Here is a 13,348-nt window from a genome sequence, read left to right as displayed (position 1 = left end):
GCTCAAATCGAAGTTGGATGGCTTTCACTGCATTTCAGGTCTTGTTGCGTCTATTTACTCCCTGTTTTATGGTGTTTTCAAACGATTGTTTCTCGTGCGATAATTGAGGTGAGCTAAATCATGGCAGCCGAACTTCCTTCTCTGAAAGGACTGCAGGCCTTCGAGGCCGCAGCGCGGTATCGCAGCGTCACGCTTGCCTCCAATGAGCTGAATGTCACGCCCGGCGCGGTTAGCCTGCAAATCCGGGAGCTGGAGGCGCGGCTTGGTGTGCAGCTTTTTTCCCGCAAACCGCGCAGCATCCAGCTGACGCGTGAAGGGGAACGTTATTACGGCGCGCTTCGCACTGCCTTCCGGATGATGCGCGAGGCGACGGCGGAACTGACGGCGCGATCTGAGATCACCGTTCTGACGCTCAGCTGCACCCCGACTTTCGCCGTGCAATGGCTGATGCCGCGATTGCCGGCCTTCCAGCAACAACACCCGCATGTGGATGTCCGCATCAGCGTGACGAACCGATTGGTGGATTTTTCAAGGGACGACGTCGATCTGGCGGTGCGGCATGGTTTTGGCCGGTATGAAGGGCTTGAGAGTATCCGCTTTATCGATGACAGCACGCTGCCGGTCTGCTCGCCGCAGCTTCTTGAAAAATACGGGCCGCTTCAGGAGGCGGGCGATCTGAAGTCCGTTCCGCTGCTGCATGATGAAAACCGCAATGAATGGCGGCGCTGGCTGGAGGCGGCGGGGGCATCTGATGTCGATGCCACCGGCGGCACCGTCTTCATCGACAGCAACGGCGCGCTGGATGCGGCCAAGGCCGGGCACGGCATTGCGCTGACCCGGCGTTCGCTCGTTTCCCGCGAGCTTGCGGAAGGCGCATTGATCGCCCCCTTCGGCAAGGACATGGCCAGCACGCTTGCCTATTTCCTCGTTTATCCCAGGCGTATGCTCGATAATCCCGATCTGGTCACACTCATCGACTGGATGCTTTCGGAAGCGCGTTCAGCCGAGGCCGGTTCTCTTTGAGGCCAATCCGGTTTATGCCGGAATGAAACAACGGGAATCACTCTTGAAAACCATCGCGATCGATTTCGAGACCGCCAATGAGGAGCGGGGCAGCGCCTGCTCCGTCGGGCTTGCGTGGATAGAGGGCGGCGAGATCGTTCGCGTCGAGGAGCGTCTCATCCGGCCGAAGGACATGCGGTTTTCGCCCTTCAACATCGCCGTACACGGGATTCGCCCTGCCGATGTCGAGGACGCGCCGGAATTCCCTGAGGTGATGGAGGAGTTCATCGACGACTTCCACGGTGCGACGATGATCGCCCATAATGCCGCCTTCGATTTCAGCGTCATGCGGGCGTCGTTCGACAAGTACCGGCAGTCCTATCCCGATCTTTCTTATCTGTGCAGCGTCAAGATCGCCCGGCACGTCTGGCCGCAGCTGGAATCGCACAAGCTGAATGTCATTGCCCATCACCTCCAGCTGCGTTTCGTGCACCATAATGCCGCCGAAGATGCCGTTGTCTGCGCGGCAGCGTCGATTGCGGCGGCCAAGGCGCTGCGCGTTACCCATGTTCGCGACCTGCCGGAAAAGATCGGCATGGTCGCAGGCCGTCTCACCTCCACCGGTTACCAGCCCTGCAGCATGAAAAAACGCGCCGTCTCCCGGGTTGCGTAACCGTTCCGCGCACTTATGTTTGAAGCAGCGTAACGGAGAAGATGCGATGACGACGAAAACTCTGTCGGGTTTGTTTGCGGGCTTTCTGGCATTGCTTCCTGTCACTGCCGCGCATTCGCAGGTCGTGGGTGAGGTTGGCGTCGACTGGATCGGCAACGACATCGTCATCGAGGCGATTGCCGATCCGAAGATCAAGGGCGTGACCTGCCACGTCACCTATTTCGAGCGCGGCGTCATCGACCGGCTGAAGAACGGCAACTGGTTTGAAGACCCATCCAACAACGCCATTTCCTGCAGCCAGACGGGGCCGGTGGAGATCGGCGATATCGATCTCTCGAAGGGCGGGGAAGAAGTATTCCGGCAAGGCATGTCGCTGGTCTGGAAGAAGCTGGTCGTCAGCCGCGTCTATGACAAGGCCAATGACACGCTTATCTATCTGGTGCATGCACGGGAGCTGACTGACGGTTCGGCCAAGATGGCGATTTCCACGGTGCCGCTCTATAACCAGCAGGTCACATGGCAAAAGGGCAAGCCGTAAGGCTCGCCCCCGCAATTGCGTTATAGATGCCTGGATCAGGCTGCTTCGCGCGCCAGCTCGTCGGCAATGACCGTGTCGAGGTTGAGGAAGCAGACCATGCTCTTTTCCAGCGCGACGATGCCGCGGCAGAAGCTGCGCTGCTCTTCCGGAATGATGTCGGGCGCGGGCTGCAGGTCTTCGGAGCGGATGGTCATCATGTCGGAGACCTGCTCCACCAGAAGGCCGACCAGCTTGCCGCCGATATCGGTGACGATGATGGCGGAGCGTTCGGAGGGCTCGGTCATTTTCATGCCAAGGCGGCCGGCCATGTCGATGACGGGAATGACGGCGCCGCGCAGGTTGATCAGGCCGAGAACATAGGGCGGGGTGTGCGGCATCGGGGTAACCGGCGCCCAGCCGCGGATTTCGCGGATCGCCATGATGTCGATGCAGAATTCCTGATCGCTCAGATGGAAGGAAACGATTTCGAGATATGCGCCGGATTGCTTGATGGCGTTGGACATGACGGCAGGTTTCCTCTGATGGCTCTCTAACAGGCCCGCGCAGGATTGAGCTTTATGCGGTGGCCGGAGAATGGACCGGGAGACATCATGTCGAGGCTTAAAAACCGCTATGGTCATAATGCACAGCAAGATTTTAAACTTTCCCTAACAATTGCCCCGCGCCTGCCGGCAAAACCCAGTATTTTGGCGGTTTTCGCGCCCACGCAAACAGGTTATGATAGGCATATGAACGCGCTCGTTTCCCATCCGCTGAAGTTTATTCTGGCAAGTCTTGCGGCTGTGGCCTCGCTTGCCATCGTGCTTCTTGCCTTTGACGGCTGGGTGCGGCACGGCACGGATATTTTCCTGTCTACGGTGCAGAGCGGCATCGCCTGGTGCCTCTGACGTTTTTCCGCTGCGGATTTGTGACAAATCAGCGCGGTCGGCTCAAATACGCCCAGTTGATTTGCCGTCGCCACCGCCTTTCGTTATCTGTTGCCAGGGCCTGCGACATGCTGCCGGCTTTCGGGGTAGGATTGGAAAATGAGAAATATTCGCATCGTATTGTGGGCTGTCGTGCTCGTTCTCGCCGGTGTCGTCAGCTGGTTGACGATCGAAATGACGAAAACCCGGGAGCAGATGGTGGAGACGGCCTATGGCGTGCCGTTCGAACTGACGGCGCAAACCGGCCAGCCGATTACCGAAAAAGCCTTTCAGGGCAAGCCTACTGCGCTGTTCTTCGGTTTCACCCATTGCCCGGAGGTCTGCCCTACAACCCTGTTCGAGCTGAACGGCTGGATGGAGAAGGTGGACCCGGCCGGCGACAAGCTGCAGGCCTATTTCGTCTCCGTCGATCCCGAGCGCGATACGCCTGAGATCATGCAGCAATATGTCTCCAACGTCTCGAAGCGGATCACCGGCATCACCGGCCCGGCCGACAAGATTGCCGAGACGCTGAAGGGCTACCGCATCTATGCCAAGAAGGTGCCGGTGGACGAGAAGGATCCGAATGGCGATTACACCATGGATCACACGGCGTCCGTCATCCTGCTCGATGCCAATGGCCGCTTTGCGGGGACGATTGCCTATGGTGAAAATCCCGATGTCGCCGAGCAGAAACTTCAGAATCTTCTGAAGGGTACGAAGGTTTAATTACGCGCGGCTTATTGGACTGACTGCGGTTTTGTGGCAAAGGCAGACACAGAACTATTAGCCAGAGAAAGCAGCCCGCCGTGAGCGAAATCCGACTTTACGTCACCACGACCGAAATCCAGGCGGGTGAAATCCTCGATCTCATGTCGGACTATTTCGGCGAGGAGGATGTCGCGATTGCCACCACCGAGGTGGATGAAAAGCGCGATATCTGGGAAGCCTCAGTCTATCTGATGGCTGAACAGGAAGAAGAGTTCCGCGAGCGTGTCAGCGCGCTGCTTGCTCCTGCCTTTCCCGGTCTCGTCATCGAGAAGGAGACCGTTCCTGACGTTGACTGGATCGCCAAGTCGCTCGAGGGGCTGAAGCCGGTCAGGGCAGGGCGCTTCATCGTGTATGGCGCCCATGATCGCGATAAGGTGCAGGCGAACGATCTGGCAATCGAAATCGAGGCGGGGCAGGCTTTCGGTACGGGCCATCATGGCACGACGGCCGGCTGCCTTGAGATGATCGAGGAAGTTCTGCGGGCGAGAACGGTGCGCAATGCGCTGGATCTCGGCACCGGCAGCGGCGTTCTGGCGATTGCTGTACGCAAGATGCGTCCAATTCCCGTGCTTGCAACCGACATCGACCCCATCGCGGTGAAGGTGGCGAAGGAGAATGTGCGGCTGAACGGTATCGTCTCCGGGCTTGCGCTGGAGACAGCGCCGGGTTTCCACTCGGACGCTTTCCGCAAGCATGGCCCGTTCGATCTCATCATTGCCAATATTCTGGCGCGGCCGCTCATCAAGATGGCGCCGCAGCTCGTCACGCATCTGGCGCCCGGGGGCACCGTCATCCTGTCGGGCATTCTGGCGTCACAGCGTTGGAAGGTGCTTTCCGCCTATAATGGCGCGCGGCTTTCCCATGTCCGCACGATCTGGCGTAATGGCTGGGTGACGCTGCACCTGCGCAAGGACTGAAGCTTCCGCAGCATCCCTTTCGGGGTAAAAGAAAAGGCGGCGCTTTCGCGCCGCCTGGAAACCCGCGAGCAGATGGGAGGAGTTTGCTCAAGCGGGTTGACGTATTCCTGTTCGGCGCGGCGGAGGGAGGATCTCCGCACCGGACACTATCAGAATACGTAGCTGGACTTTGCCTTGCGACGCAGATCGGCGCGGTTCATGCCGAGCGCTTCGAGCGACTTGTCGTCGAGGTTCAGAAGGGCGGCGTTGACATGGCGGCTGACCTGACGCTCGCGTGCTTCAACGACGCGATCGAAGGCGGTACGGAGGAAAGATTTTGCCATTGCTTCAAATCCTTGTTTGCCAGGAGAGTGTCTCTCTCGCTGTGTTGCCCTGAAGATAAGCGATGTGTTTTTGTTTGGTTAGAGGAGATATCTCAGGGTAGATATGCGTATTTTGCATGTCATATCGCCTTGAGTATTACTTATTTCGCAAAATATGCACAATTTATCGCCGCAATCCGCTCTGTCATATATGGCTTGAAACCGGCTTTGTCCGCATGGCATTGTCGTGCCGCGCCAACGATTTGATGGCGCGATCATACAGTTTTTCTCATGACAGTTCCCGAAAGACGCTCATGTTCCAGACCTTCGAAAACAAATCCGCGCCGCAATTTGGCAAGGCCCGTGTCGAGGCGCTGCGCGCCAGTTTCGACGCCCTCGGCATCGACGGTTTTCTGGTGCCGCGCGCCGATGAATATCAGGGAGAATATGTGCCTGAGTGCGCCGAGCGCCTCTCATGGCTGACCGGCTTTACCGGTTCCGCCGGCATTGCGCTGGTGACGCACGCGGAGGCGGTGGCTTTTGTCGATGGCCGTTACACAACGCAACTCAAGTCGCAGGTCGATCAATCGATCTTCAGCGGCGGCGATCTGGTTGGCGCGCCGCCCTCCGTCTGGCTTGCCGAACATGCCCCACAGGGTTTCCGGCTCGGCATCGATCCGTGGCTGCACACCGGCGCGGAGTTGAAGCGGCTGGAAAAGGTGCTTGCCGGCAAAGGCGGTTCGGTCGTTCTCCTCGAAAAGAACCCGCTTGATGCCCTGTGGCAGGACCGTCCATCCGAGCCGCTGGAGCCCGTCGTTATCCAGCCCGAGGCCTTTACCGGCAAGCTGGCGAAGGAAAAGATCGCCTCGCTGGCGGAAACGGTCTCGGCAAAGGGCGCGGATGCCCTGCTGGTTACCGATCCGTCGTCCATTGCCTGGATTTTCAACGTTCGCGGCAATGACGTGCCGCATACGCCGCATCCGCTCGCGCGCGCCATCATCTATGCGGATGGCAGGGCGGATATTTTTCTCGACAAGCGGAAGACCGGCATTGAGACCGAGGCTTATCTGGCGCAGCTCGCGACACAATTGCCGCCTTCGAAAATCGCCGACCGCCTGCACGCCATTGCCAGCACTAAAGGTCGCGTCATGGTGGATGCCGATCTGACGCCGGTGGCGCTGACCGGCGCGATCACCGCGGCGGGCGGCACCCTGATCGAGGAGGCTGATCCTGTCCGCTTGCCGCGCGCGCGCAAGAACAAGGCGGAACTGGCCGGCTCGGCAGCCGCTCATGTGCAGGATGGGGCGGCCATGGTCGAATATCTCTGCTGGCTGGACCGCCAGCAGCCCGGCAGCGTCACCGAAATTGCCGCCGTCAGGGCGCTCGAGGCCGCTCGGGTCAAGGTGGGGCAGGGGCTGCAAAACCCGCTCAAGGACGTATCTTTCGACACGATTTCAGGTGCCGGCGAACATGCCGCCATCATCCATTATCGCGTCACGACAGATACGGACCGCACACTTGCGGATGGGGAGATGTTCCTCGTCGATTCCGGTGCGCAATATGTCAACGGCACCACTGACATCACCCGCACGATTGCGATCGGCGCCGTTCCGGAGGAGCAGAAGCGTTTCTTCACACTGGTGCTGAAAGGCATGATCGGCATCAGCACCGCACGGTTTCCCAAGGGAACGCGTGGTTGCGATCTCGACCCGCTGGCGCGCATCGCGCTCTGGAAAGCGGGAGCGGATTACGCCCATGGCACCGGCCACGGCGTCGGCTCTTATCTTTCGGTGCATGAGGGGCCGCAGCGTATCTCAAGGCTTTCGACGCAGGAACTGCTGTCCGGCATGATCCTGTCGAACGAGCCGGGCTATTACCGGCCCGGCGCTTTTGGCATCCGCATCGAGAACCTCATCTATGTGCGCGAGGCGGAAGAGGTCTCCGGCGGCGACCAGCCGATGTTCTCCTTCGAGACGCTGACATGGTGCCCCATCGACCGCAGGCTGGTGGTCACCGCTCTCCTGACCGACGAAGAACTCGACTGGTTGAACACCTATCACGCCGGGGTTCTGGAGAAGCTTTCTCCCTTGATCACCGACGAGGAGGTTAAGACGTGGCTCGTTGCCGCCACGAGGCCATTGGAGCGGGTCGCTTAAAGCAGCCCGAAATGCCTGATGGCGATGACGATGGCCCAGCCGACGGCCAGCATCGTGAGGCCGGGAAACCGCAGGCAGACCAGCAGGGCGGCCACCATGCCGATCTTGACCTCGTATCCGCCTTCAAAAAAGGCGGGTGCGACGAGCGTGGTCAAAACCGCGACCGGAACGGCGTTCAATCCCGCTTCCATGCGTGGCGGGATGGATTTCATCCGCGTCATCAGCACATAACCGCCGATGCGGGTGAGGTAGGTGGCGATGGCGGCGAGCGCGATCAGGATCAGCGTATCGGTGTGCAGCATGTCGCTCATGGCGTTTCCACCCCGTTTTCAGAATTCGATGCGCCGTTCGGTTTCGGCGGATAAAGGACCGCGACGAGAATTCCGGCGACCGCGCCGAGGCTCACATGCCACGGGGAGCCGACGATGTGATAGGCAACCGTTGCGCCAACCGCGCTTGCCAGCATGACAGGGTAGAAATTCTCCCGCTGACGGAAGCTCAGCACCATGCCCATGAAATAGATCGGCAGCAGCACATCGAGGCCAATGGCTTTCGGATCGCCGACCATATTGCCGAGCGATGCGCCGAGAATGGTCATGGCCAGCCACAGCACATAAACGGGCGCGGCAAAGCCCATGTACCAGGAAAAGCCGACCGTGCCGGTATTCTCGTATTTCCTGACCGACTCGGCGAATTGCGGATCAACCAGCACGAAGAAACCAGCAGCCTTCTGCAGGAATGACCAGTTCGAGATCATCCGGGCAATGGCGGCCGAATAGAGGATATGGCGAAAATTGACGGCGAAGACGGAAAGAACGATCAGCCAGGGGGCAACCTTCTGGCCGAACAGTTCGATACCAACGAGCTGGCTTGCACCCGCATAGACGGTGCCGCTCATGATCGTGGCTTCGGTGACGCTCAGCCCGTTATCGACTGCGACGGCGCCGAACAGCGCACCGAAGGGGGCGGCGGAGAGGGCGATCGGGAAACCGCTCTTCAATCCCTCGCGAAAATCTGCATTGAACATGTCTGGAAACTCCTTGCCGCCGCTCTATCGCCGTCCCGTCCGGCTGGCAAACGAATTGCATGAATGGATCGATTGATTAACTTGAAGCTTCCGTTACGGTATCGCCCCATATGGCCGGTGCCGGGCCGGCTTCACCGCCGTCTTCTCGTGCACCTCAACAGTCAGACGATGGAAGATCGATGCTGGAAAAGCAGGAAAAGGCCGCGCTGGCCGCACGTATCAGGGATTATCTTGCCCGTGAGACCGAAACCGAGATCGGCCATCTGCAGGCGGAGATCTTCGTCGACTTTCTGGCAGAGGAGCTGGGGCATGTTTTTTATAATGAGGGGCTCAGGGATGCGCATGCCGCGATCCTGAGACGCCTTGAGGATGCAGCAGGCGATATCGACGTTCTGGAGAAACCGAAGCCGCGGTAACGGCACTCTCCTTCCTCATCCCTGTGCTCGTCACAGGGATCCAGCCAGCCCAAGTCCTTGGGCTGGAAAGACTCTCTCGCCGCGCAGACGCGCGTCGGCTGGATTCCTGTGACGGGCACAGGAATGAGGGAGAGTGGTAAGCCCAGTGTTCTTCAGTCCCGCAGAATGTCGCGGCTTTTGAGAACGATTGCGCCCTTTTCCCGCATGGTGGTAATCGCGGCCTTGATGCCCTGCGGATCGATGCCGCGGCTGGCATCCTCGATGAAACGCACCTTCACATCAGGCAGCATGTCGAGGGCATCGAGCACCGAAAAGCTGACGCAGTAATCGGTGGCGAGGCCGCAGACGTCGAGTTGCGTGATACCCTGGCGACTCAGATAGTCGGCCAGTCCCGTCGTCGCGCCCTGATCATTGTCGCGAAAGGCGGAATAGCTGTCGACGGCGGGGTTTTCGCCCTTCTGCTGGATGTAATCGAAGGCTTCCGTCTTGAGATCAGGGTGGAATTCCGCATCCGGTGTACCCTGCACGCAATGGTCCGGCCACATCATCTGCGGTTTGCCGGAGAGTTCGCCCATGTCGAAGGGTTTCTTGCCGGGATGTTGCGAGGCGAAGCTGCCATGATTTTCCGGGTGCCAGTCCTGCGAGGCGACGATGAGATCGTAGCCGCCGTTGTCGATCAGGGCATTGGCGATGGGCACGACCCTGTCGCCATCGGCAACGGCCAGATTGCCGCCCGGGCAAAACCCGTTCTGGATATCGATGAGCAGCAGCGCCTTCATGATGTGCCTCCCTTTTGAGGGCAGGATGCCAAGCCGGCTTTGGCGGATCAAGCCCCTTTCGATTTCTCCGGTAAGCATGGGTGTTTCCGGCAGGGACTTGCCCTGTCGCAGTCCTGCCGCATTTGCAGCAAATTTCCGGCCAAGTCGGAATTTACCTGACAATGCGGCGACGGAGATTTTTAGGCCGATGACGCTCCTTTAAGGGGTATTTCCCGGGACGATGCAGTGCGGATGCACGCAGTACCCGCGCAAGTCATTGTTTTGCCTTCACCTTACAATGCGCAGACCTTAACGAAATATTTTTGCAGGGACTCGTAAACACTTTGGTTACCATAATTCGTCATGCTTCGAGCCAGTCAATTCCGAAACCGGCGTGGTGTCTGCCCGCTCTTCGGATGTCCCAAAATCCCTCCGGCGTCGGCCGGGTATGCGTGAACGGTTCGAGTAACGAGTATCATGGCGTTTTCTGCTGCGGCCTATAATGGTGCCGGCTTTACCGGTTCGTCTTCCGCCAAGAGAGGCAAATCCTCTTCGCTCGGACGGATGTCCGCGCTTCTCGGCGGCGGCGTTTTTGCCAGCCTTTTCGCAGTCGCAGCCTTTGCCTCGCTGCATAGCATGGCCGCTGCCTCGCATGGTGTCGGACAGTTTGAAAAGACCCTGGTGACGAGGCTCGATTCGGCTGAGACGGCGATTGTTCGCACGGCCGCGCGAGATATTCACATCCGCAAGTTTTCCCGTTTGAGCGACCATAGCCACGGCCAGCAGAAGGCTGTTCGCCTTGCCGGCATCATGCCCGAGATTGGTGCGAAGGAATTCGGCGAGCGCTTCGGCGCGGCAGCGAACGCGAAAGGGCAGGCGACCGTTAAGGAACTCGCCGCGCTCAAGCCTTCGGCAATCGTCGATTCGGCGCTTGGACGCACCTCCGAGGTCGCCTATCAGAGCGCCGTTCCGCAGCATCCGGCATTTGAAGTGGCACTGGCGCGGCCGCAGATCGAGGAAGAAGCAAGCAGCCTGCTGCCCGATGATGTGCCGCTGCCGAGTTTCCGGCCTGAAGTCGCGACGGCTCAGGCGGTCGAGCCGTCACCGCGTCCTGCCACACCGTCCAGGGCCGAGGTTGCTTCGGCGCCTGCTTTTGATGCGCCGGTTCCCCTGCGCGCACCTGCGCCGCCCAAGCAGAGCACCGGCGCCATGCTCGCCTTTGCAAAGCCTGATAATCCGATACGCGAGCCGAGCAAGATGGATGCGGTTCCGTGGCCGGATCGCGGCAACGGAACGGCGATCTATGATATTTCCTCCGGTGTCGTGCATATGCCGAACGGCGAGAAGCTGGAGGCGCATTCCGGCATCGGCAAGATGCGCGACAACCCCGATTATGTGCATGTGAGAATGCGCGGTTCGACGCCGCCCTCCAGCTATCGTCTGACGATGCGCGAGGCGCGGTTCCACGGAGTCGAAGCCATTCGTCTGACGCCGGAAAGCGGCGTCAACCCGCACGGCCGCGACGGTCTTCTGGCGCACACCTACATGCTGGCAAAACGCGGTGAATCGAACGGCTGCGTGGTGTTCCGCGATTATTCGCGCTTCCTTGCGGCCTTCAAACGCGGCGAAGTCAAGCGCATGGTGGTGGTGCCGAAACTGAACGGTAACCGGCCGACACTTGCCAGCAGCGGCGGTAAAAGCGGCGGCAAGACCCTGATCGGCATGTTCTCGCGCGGCAGCGACTCCTGAGCTTTCTTAAGTTCTACGCATTTTCCGGACGTAAAACCGCTGCGCATTTTTACTGAAAATGCTTTAGCGACCGCGCCGCTGTGTCAGCACCATGCCGGCCAGGATCAGCAGAATCCCAAGTGCGCTTGCCCAGATTTTCGGCGGATGATCGCTGAAAAGATCAAGAACCACGCCTGAAACCATCTGGCCGCTGATGACCAGAAGGGCGGTATTGACCGCACCGATGCGCGGTATGAGCCAGCTTCCCGAAGCGATGAAGACGACGCCGATCGGGCCGCCGATAAAGGCGAGCCATGGCGCATCGGCCGCGCCCGGCGGAATGAGGCCGCCGACGATAAGGCCGATGACGGTCAGCACACCAAAACCGACGATATGGTTCCAGAAGGAGGCGATGAGCGGCGAGTTCGACAGGCTGAGGCGGCCGTTGATCTGGCGGCTCAGCGCCACGAAGACGCCGCCGGTAAAGGCCATGGCGATCCAGAGTATCATGCCGTTCTCCCCACAAGGATGATAAGCGCGCTGCCGCACAGGATCAGCGCCACCGCGGCCATGTCCCGCAGGTCCGGCTTCCTTCTGGGCAGGCCGAAGAGGCCGAAAAGATCAGCCAGGAGGCTGAAGATCACCTGTCCGCCAAGCCCCAGCGCAATGGTGCCGGAAAGCGCCAGCGGCGAATTGACGGCGGTGGAGGTGAGGATGACGATGGCGGCACCCACCACCCCGCCGCAATAGGCCCAGAGCGGCGCTTTTGGTTTTGCCGGCGCTGCTGCGTCTTTCTTCGGGCGCATGATGGCGAGATAGATCAGGGCGGCCACCGTGCCGGTTCCATGCGCTGTCCAGGAGGAAAACAGCGCATTGCCGTAATGGGCAAGCTGACCGTTGAAATGCACCATCAATGTCAAAAGGCAGCCGCTGGCGAAGGCGGCGGCGAGATGCAGCGGGTTGAGGCGTGGATGCGTCGTGTCTGTCATGGCGGGCCGGAAAGCTGAAGAGGAACCCGAGCTTTAGCCGATATGTGCCTGAAGCGGAATCGAATTGCGCCGCTTTGATGTTTCACGCGACATTATCCTGTGCGTTGCGGAACAAGCCACCCTGCCGCGCATTATTCCACCATGAAGAAAACGACGCGCAAACCATTGAACCGGATGACGATTTTCGTCGTTTCGATTTTCCTTCTCGCAGCCGTGGTCGCGGCCGTCTATCTTGTCGGATTCACGCCCGGCGAAGTGTAAGATAGATAATTCAATGACTGGCTGGAGCGGTCTTGCCCTTGCCGCCTCCCATAGCCACCTTCGCCTTCGCCATGACGAAGCGGATGCCGCGCAGCAGGAAACGACTGGTTTCCAGAAAGGCGCGATAGGGCAGTACGGTGAAATAACGCCAGCGCGGAAGGCGGTAGATGCGCAGATTGTTCTGGATCTGGCTTTCCCCGTCCGCATCTTGCGTGGCGCAAAGCGGGTAGATGAACGCCGCCTTGAGGCCCGCGAGATATTCCAGATCGAATGCGATGTCATAGGCGAGCCGCATGGGGATCAGTTTCGATATCCATTTTCCGGCGCGGCGGTTGACGAGATAGGCTCCCGACCCTTTTTCCCGTGTGATCGCAATGGCGAGCGAACGACCATTGGAAAGCGGGCGGAACGGAAATTTCCGGCCATTGCTGACCGTTGTCAGCCTCAGCAGATCCCAGTCGCCGCCGTTCAGCACCGCCTCATCGATGGCGTTGAGAAAATCATCATCGAAGACCACGTCATCCTCAAGGATGAGCGCGATATCGGCATCGCCCGCCATGAATTTTTGGGCGCAGGCGACATGGCTGAGGTAGCAGCCAATCTCCGGCGGCGAGGTGCGGCGGCCATGCATGAGCATGTACGAAATCTCGCTGAATTCCGGGATCGGGTAATTCAGTTCCCTGCCATTGACGCCGGGGACGCGCTCCGCCTTCAGCCCCATGGCGTCAAGGCGCGCGTTCATATCCGCGAGGCGTTTGGTGGCGCTGTCCATGTTGATCAGGAAAACCGCAAGCTTGCGCTGGCTTTTCGGTAATATATGCAAAGCAGTCCTCACCCGGTTTTCACATCACCATTGCAACTCCTTTATTGCAACGGCATGACGTGGGCTACGGAAAAAGCGGTCT

General features: G+C 59.5%; 17 protein-coding genes. 9 read left to right on the top strand and 8 right to left on the bottom strand.

Annotation, left to right across the window (positions count from 1 at the left end):
* Nucleotides 1-120: 120 nt before the first annotated feature.
* The 3 genes from gcvA to MRBLRC7O_RS08635 are packed head-to-tail and all read left to right on the top strand — an operon-like array spanning nt 121 to nt 2,213.
* Nucleotides 121-1,023: a transcriptional regulator GcvA gene (gene gcvA, locus MRBLRC7O_RS08645; protein WP_020809655.1), complete on the top strand. Its 903-nt coding sequence runs from the start codon at nt 121-123 to the stop codon at nt 1,021-1,023.
* A 43-nt stretch (nt 1,024-1,066) separates the two neighbouring features.
* Nucleotides 1,067-1,675 (top strand): 3'-5' exonuclease, encoded by a 609-nt coding sequence (locus tag MRBLRC7O_RS08640; RefSeq protein WP_004430786.1) that lies wholly within the window; start codon nt 1,067-1,069, stop codon nt 1,673-1,675.
* Nucleotides 1,676-1,721: 46 nt separating this feature from the next.
* Nucleotides 1,722-2,213: a CreA family protein gene (locus MRBLRC7O_RS08635; RefSeq protein ID WP_020809653.1), complete on the top strand. Its 492-nt coding sequence runs from the start codon at nt 1,722-1,724 to the stop codon at nt 2,211-2,213.
* 35 nt (nt 2,214-2,248) lie between these two features.
* On the opposite strand, the gene MRBLRC7O_RS08630 is transcribed toward MRBLRC7O_RS08635, so the two are convergent.
* Nucleotides 2,249-2,716, bottom strand: a complete 468-nt coding sequence (locus tag MRBLRC7O_RS08630) for a chemotaxis protein CheW (protein WP_004430791.1) — start codon at nt 2,714-2,716, stop codon at nt 2,249-2,251.
* 87 nt (nt 2,717-2,803) lie between these two features.
* Between MRBLRC7O_RS08630 and MRBLRC7O_RS08625 the strand changes: the two genes are divergently transcribed.
* The 3 genes from MRBLRC7O_RS08625 (at nt 2,804) to MRBLRC7O_RS08615 (ending at nt 4,806) form a co-directional block, all read left to right on the top strand.
* On the top strand, nt 2,804-3,100 hold the full coding sequence (locus MRBLRC7O_RS08625; RefSeq protein ID WP_223564867.1) for a hypothetical protein: 297 nt from the start codon (nt 2,804-2,806) through the stop codon (nt 3,098-3,100).
* A gap of 138 nt (nt 3,101-3,238) precedes the next feature.
* The gene (gene sco / locus MRBLRC7O_RS08620; RefSeq protein ID WP_004430794.1) at nt 3,239-3,847 is read left to right on the top strand and encodes a cytochrome oxidase assembly protein Sco; all 609 of its coding nucleotides are present in this window, start codon (nt 3,239-3,241) and stop codon (nt 3,845-3,847) included.
* 80 nt (nt 3,848-3,927) lie between these two features.
* Nucleotides 3,928-4,806: a 50S ribosomal protein L11 methyltransferase gene (locus MRBLRC7O_RS08615; RefSeq protein ID WP_004430796.1), complete on the top strand. Its 879-nt coding sequence runs from the start codon at nt 3,928-3,930 to the stop codon at nt 4,804-4,806.
* 149 nt (nt 4,807-4,955) lie between these two features.
* Here the strand turns inward: MRBLRC7O_RS08615 and MRBLRC7O_RS08610 are convergent, their stop codons facing one another.
* On the bottom strand, nt 4,956-5,129 hold the full coding sequence (locus tag MRBLRC7O_RS08610; protein ID WP_003522343.1) for a hypothetical protein: 174 nt from the start codon (nt 5,127-5,129) through the stop codon (nt 4,956-4,958).
* Between the two features lie 293 nt (nt 5,130-5,422).
* Between MRBLRC7O_RS08610 and MRBLRC7O_RS08605 the strand changes: the two genes are divergently transcribed.
* Nucleotides 5,423-7,264: an aminopeptidase P family protein gene (locus MRBLRC7O_RS08605; protein WP_080866285.1), complete on the top strand. Its 1,842-nt coding sequence runs from the start codon at nt 5,423-5,425 to the stop codon at nt 7,262-7,264.
* Here MRBLRC7O_RS08605 and MRBLRC7O_RS08600 read toward each other — a convergent pair.
* Together MRBLRC7O_RS08600 and MRBLRC7O_RS08595 are read right to left on the bottom strand one after the other, a co-directional pair.
* Entirely contained in the window at nt 7,261-7,575 is a 315-nt protein-coding gene (locus MRBLRC7O_RS08600) for an AzlD family protein (RefSeq protein WP_065655824.1), read from the bottom strand. The genes MRBLRC7O_RS08605 and MRBLRC7O_RS08600 overlap by 4 nt on opposite strands.
* Nucleotides 7,572-8,291 (bottom strand): AzlC family ABC transporter permease, encoded by a 720-nt coding sequence (locus MRBLRC7O_RS08595; protein WP_060725086.1) that lies wholly within the window; start codon nt 8,289-8,291, stop codon nt 7,572-7,574. Before MRBLRC7O_RS08595 ends, MRBLRC7O_RS08600 begins: the two co-directional genes overlap by 4 nt.
* Nucleotides 8,292-8,470: 179 nt before the next feature.
* Between MRBLRC7O_RS08595 and MRBLRC7O_RS08590 the strand changes: the two genes are divergently transcribed.
* Entirely contained in the window at nt 8,471-8,707 is a 237-nt protein-coding gene (locus MRBLRC7O_RS08590) for a DUF2164 domain-containing protein (protein WP_004430806.1), read from the top strand.
* A gap of 152 nt (nt 8,708-8,859) precedes the next feature.
* Here the strand turns inward: MRBLRC7O_RS08590 and pncA are convergent, their stop codons facing one another.
* Entirely contained in the window at nt 8,860-9,486 is a 627-nt protein-coding gene (gene pncA, locus MRBLRC7O_RS08585) for a bifunctional nicotinamidase/pyrazinamidase (protein WP_080866606.1), read from the bottom strand.
* 456 nt (nt 9,487-9,942) lie between these two features.
* On the opposite strand from pncA, the gene MRBLRC7O_RS08580 reads away from it, so the two are divergent.
* Nucleotides 9,943-11,214 carry a DUF2778 domain-containing protein gene (locus MRBLRC7O_RS08580; RefSeq protein ID WP_004430811.1) on the top strand — a complete coding sequence of 424 codons (1,272 nt, stop codon included), beginning with the start codon at nt 9,943-9,945 and terminating at the stop codon, nt 11,212-11,214.
* 63 nt (nt 11,215-11,277) lie between these two features.
* On the opposite strand, the gene MRBLRC7O_RS08575 is transcribed toward MRBLRC7O_RS08580, so the two are convergent.
* The 3 genes from MRBLRC7O_RS08575 to MRBLRC7O_RS08565 all read right to left on the bottom strand — a co-directional run bounded on the left by MRBLRC7O_RS08575 (nt 11,278) and on the right by MRBLRC7O_RS08565 (nt 13,266).
* Nucleotides 11,278-11,703, bottom strand: coding sequence for a DMT family transporter (locus tag MRBLRC7O_RS08575; RefSeq protein WP_004430812.1), 426 nt, complete (start codon nt 11,701-11,703; stop codon nt 11,278-11,280).
* Nucleotides 11,700-12,182 carry a DMT family transporter gene (locus MRBLRC7O_RS08570; RefSeq protein ID WP_004430816.1) on the bottom strand — a complete coding sequence of 161 codons (483 nt, stop codon included), beginning with the start codon at nt 12,180-12,182 and terminating at the stop codon, nt 11,700-11,702. The genes MRBLRC7O_RS08575 and MRBLRC7O_RS08570 overlap by 4 nt, the downstream gene beginning before the upstream one ends.
* 271 nt (nt 12,183-12,453) lie before the next feature.
* Nucleotides 12,454-13,266 (bottom strand): glycosyltransferase family 25 protein, encoded by an 813-nt coding sequence (locus MRBLRC7O_RS08565; RefSeq protein WP_004430821.1) that lies wholly within the window; start codon nt 13,264-13,266, stop codon nt 12,454-12,456.
* Between the last annotated feature and the right edge of the window lie 82 nt (nt 13,267-13,348).

Source organism: Agrobacterium radiobacter, assembly GCF_040801995.1.
Classification (GTDB): Bacteria; Pseudomonadota; Alphaproteobacteria; order Rhizobiales; family Rhizobiaceae; genus Agrobacterium; species Agrobacterium radiobacter.
The sequence above is the reverse complement of the archived record's forward strand: the minus strand, read 5'-3'. Positions and strand labels throughout refer to the sequence as shown.

Coding starts and splice junctions, on each gene's coding strand:
- gcvA (WP_020809655.1), top strand. CDS start 121: ATGGCAGCCGAACTTCCTTCTCTGAAAGGACTGCAGGCCTTCGAGGCC.
- MRBLRC7O_RS08635 (WP_020809653.1), top strand. CDS start 1,722: ATGACGACGAAAACTCTGTCGGGTTTGTTTGCGGGCTTTCTGGCATTG.
- MRBLRC7O_RS08630 (WP_004430791.1), bottom strand. CDS start 2,716: ATGTCCAACGCCATCAAGCAATCCGGCGCATATCTCGAAATCGTTTCC.
- MRBLRC7O_RS08625 (WP_223564867.1), top strand. CDS start 2,804: ATGTCGAGGCTTAAAAACCGCTATGGTCATAATGCACAGCAAGATTTT.
- sco (WP_004430794.1), top strand. CDS start 3,239: ATGAGAAATATTCGCATCGTATTGTGGGCTGTCGTGCTCGTTCTCGCC.
- MRBLRC7O_RS08610 (WP_003522343.1), bottom strand. CDS start 5,129: ATGGCAAAATCTTTCCTCCGTACCGCCTTCGATCGCGTCGTTGAAGCA.
- MRBLRC7O_RS08605 (WP_080866285.1), top strand. CDS start 5,423: ATGTTCCAGACCTTCGAAAACAAATCCGCGCCGCAATTTGGCAAGGCC.
- MRBLRC7O_RS08600 (WP_065655824.1), bottom strand. CDS start 7,575: ATGAGCGACATGCTGCACACCGATACGCTGATCCTGATCGCGCTCGCC.
- MRBLRC7O_RS08595 (WP_060725086.1), bottom strand. CDS start 8,291: ATGTTCAATGCAGATTTTCGCGAGGGATTGAAGAGCGGTTTCCCGATC.
- MRBLRC7O_RS08590 (WP_004430806.1), top strand. CDS start 8,471: ATGCTGGAAAAGCAGGAAAAGGCCGCGCTGGCCGCACGTATCAGGGAT.
- pncA (WP_080866606.1), bottom strand. CDS start 9,486: ATGAAGGCGCTGCTGCTCATCGATATCCAGAACGGGTTTTGCCCGGGC.
- MRBLRC7O_RS08580 (WP_004430811.1), top strand. CDS start 9,943: ATGGCGTTTTCTGCTGCGGCCTATAATGGTGCCGGCTTTACCGGTTCG.
- MRBLRC7O_RS08575 (WP_004430812.1), bottom strand. CDS start 11,703: ATGATACTCTGGATCGCCATGGCCTTTACCGGCGGCGTCTTCGTGGCG.
- MRBLRC7O_RS08570 (WP_004430816.1), bottom strand. CDS start 12,182: ATGACAGACACGACGCATCCACGCCTCAACCCGCTGCATCTCGCCGCC.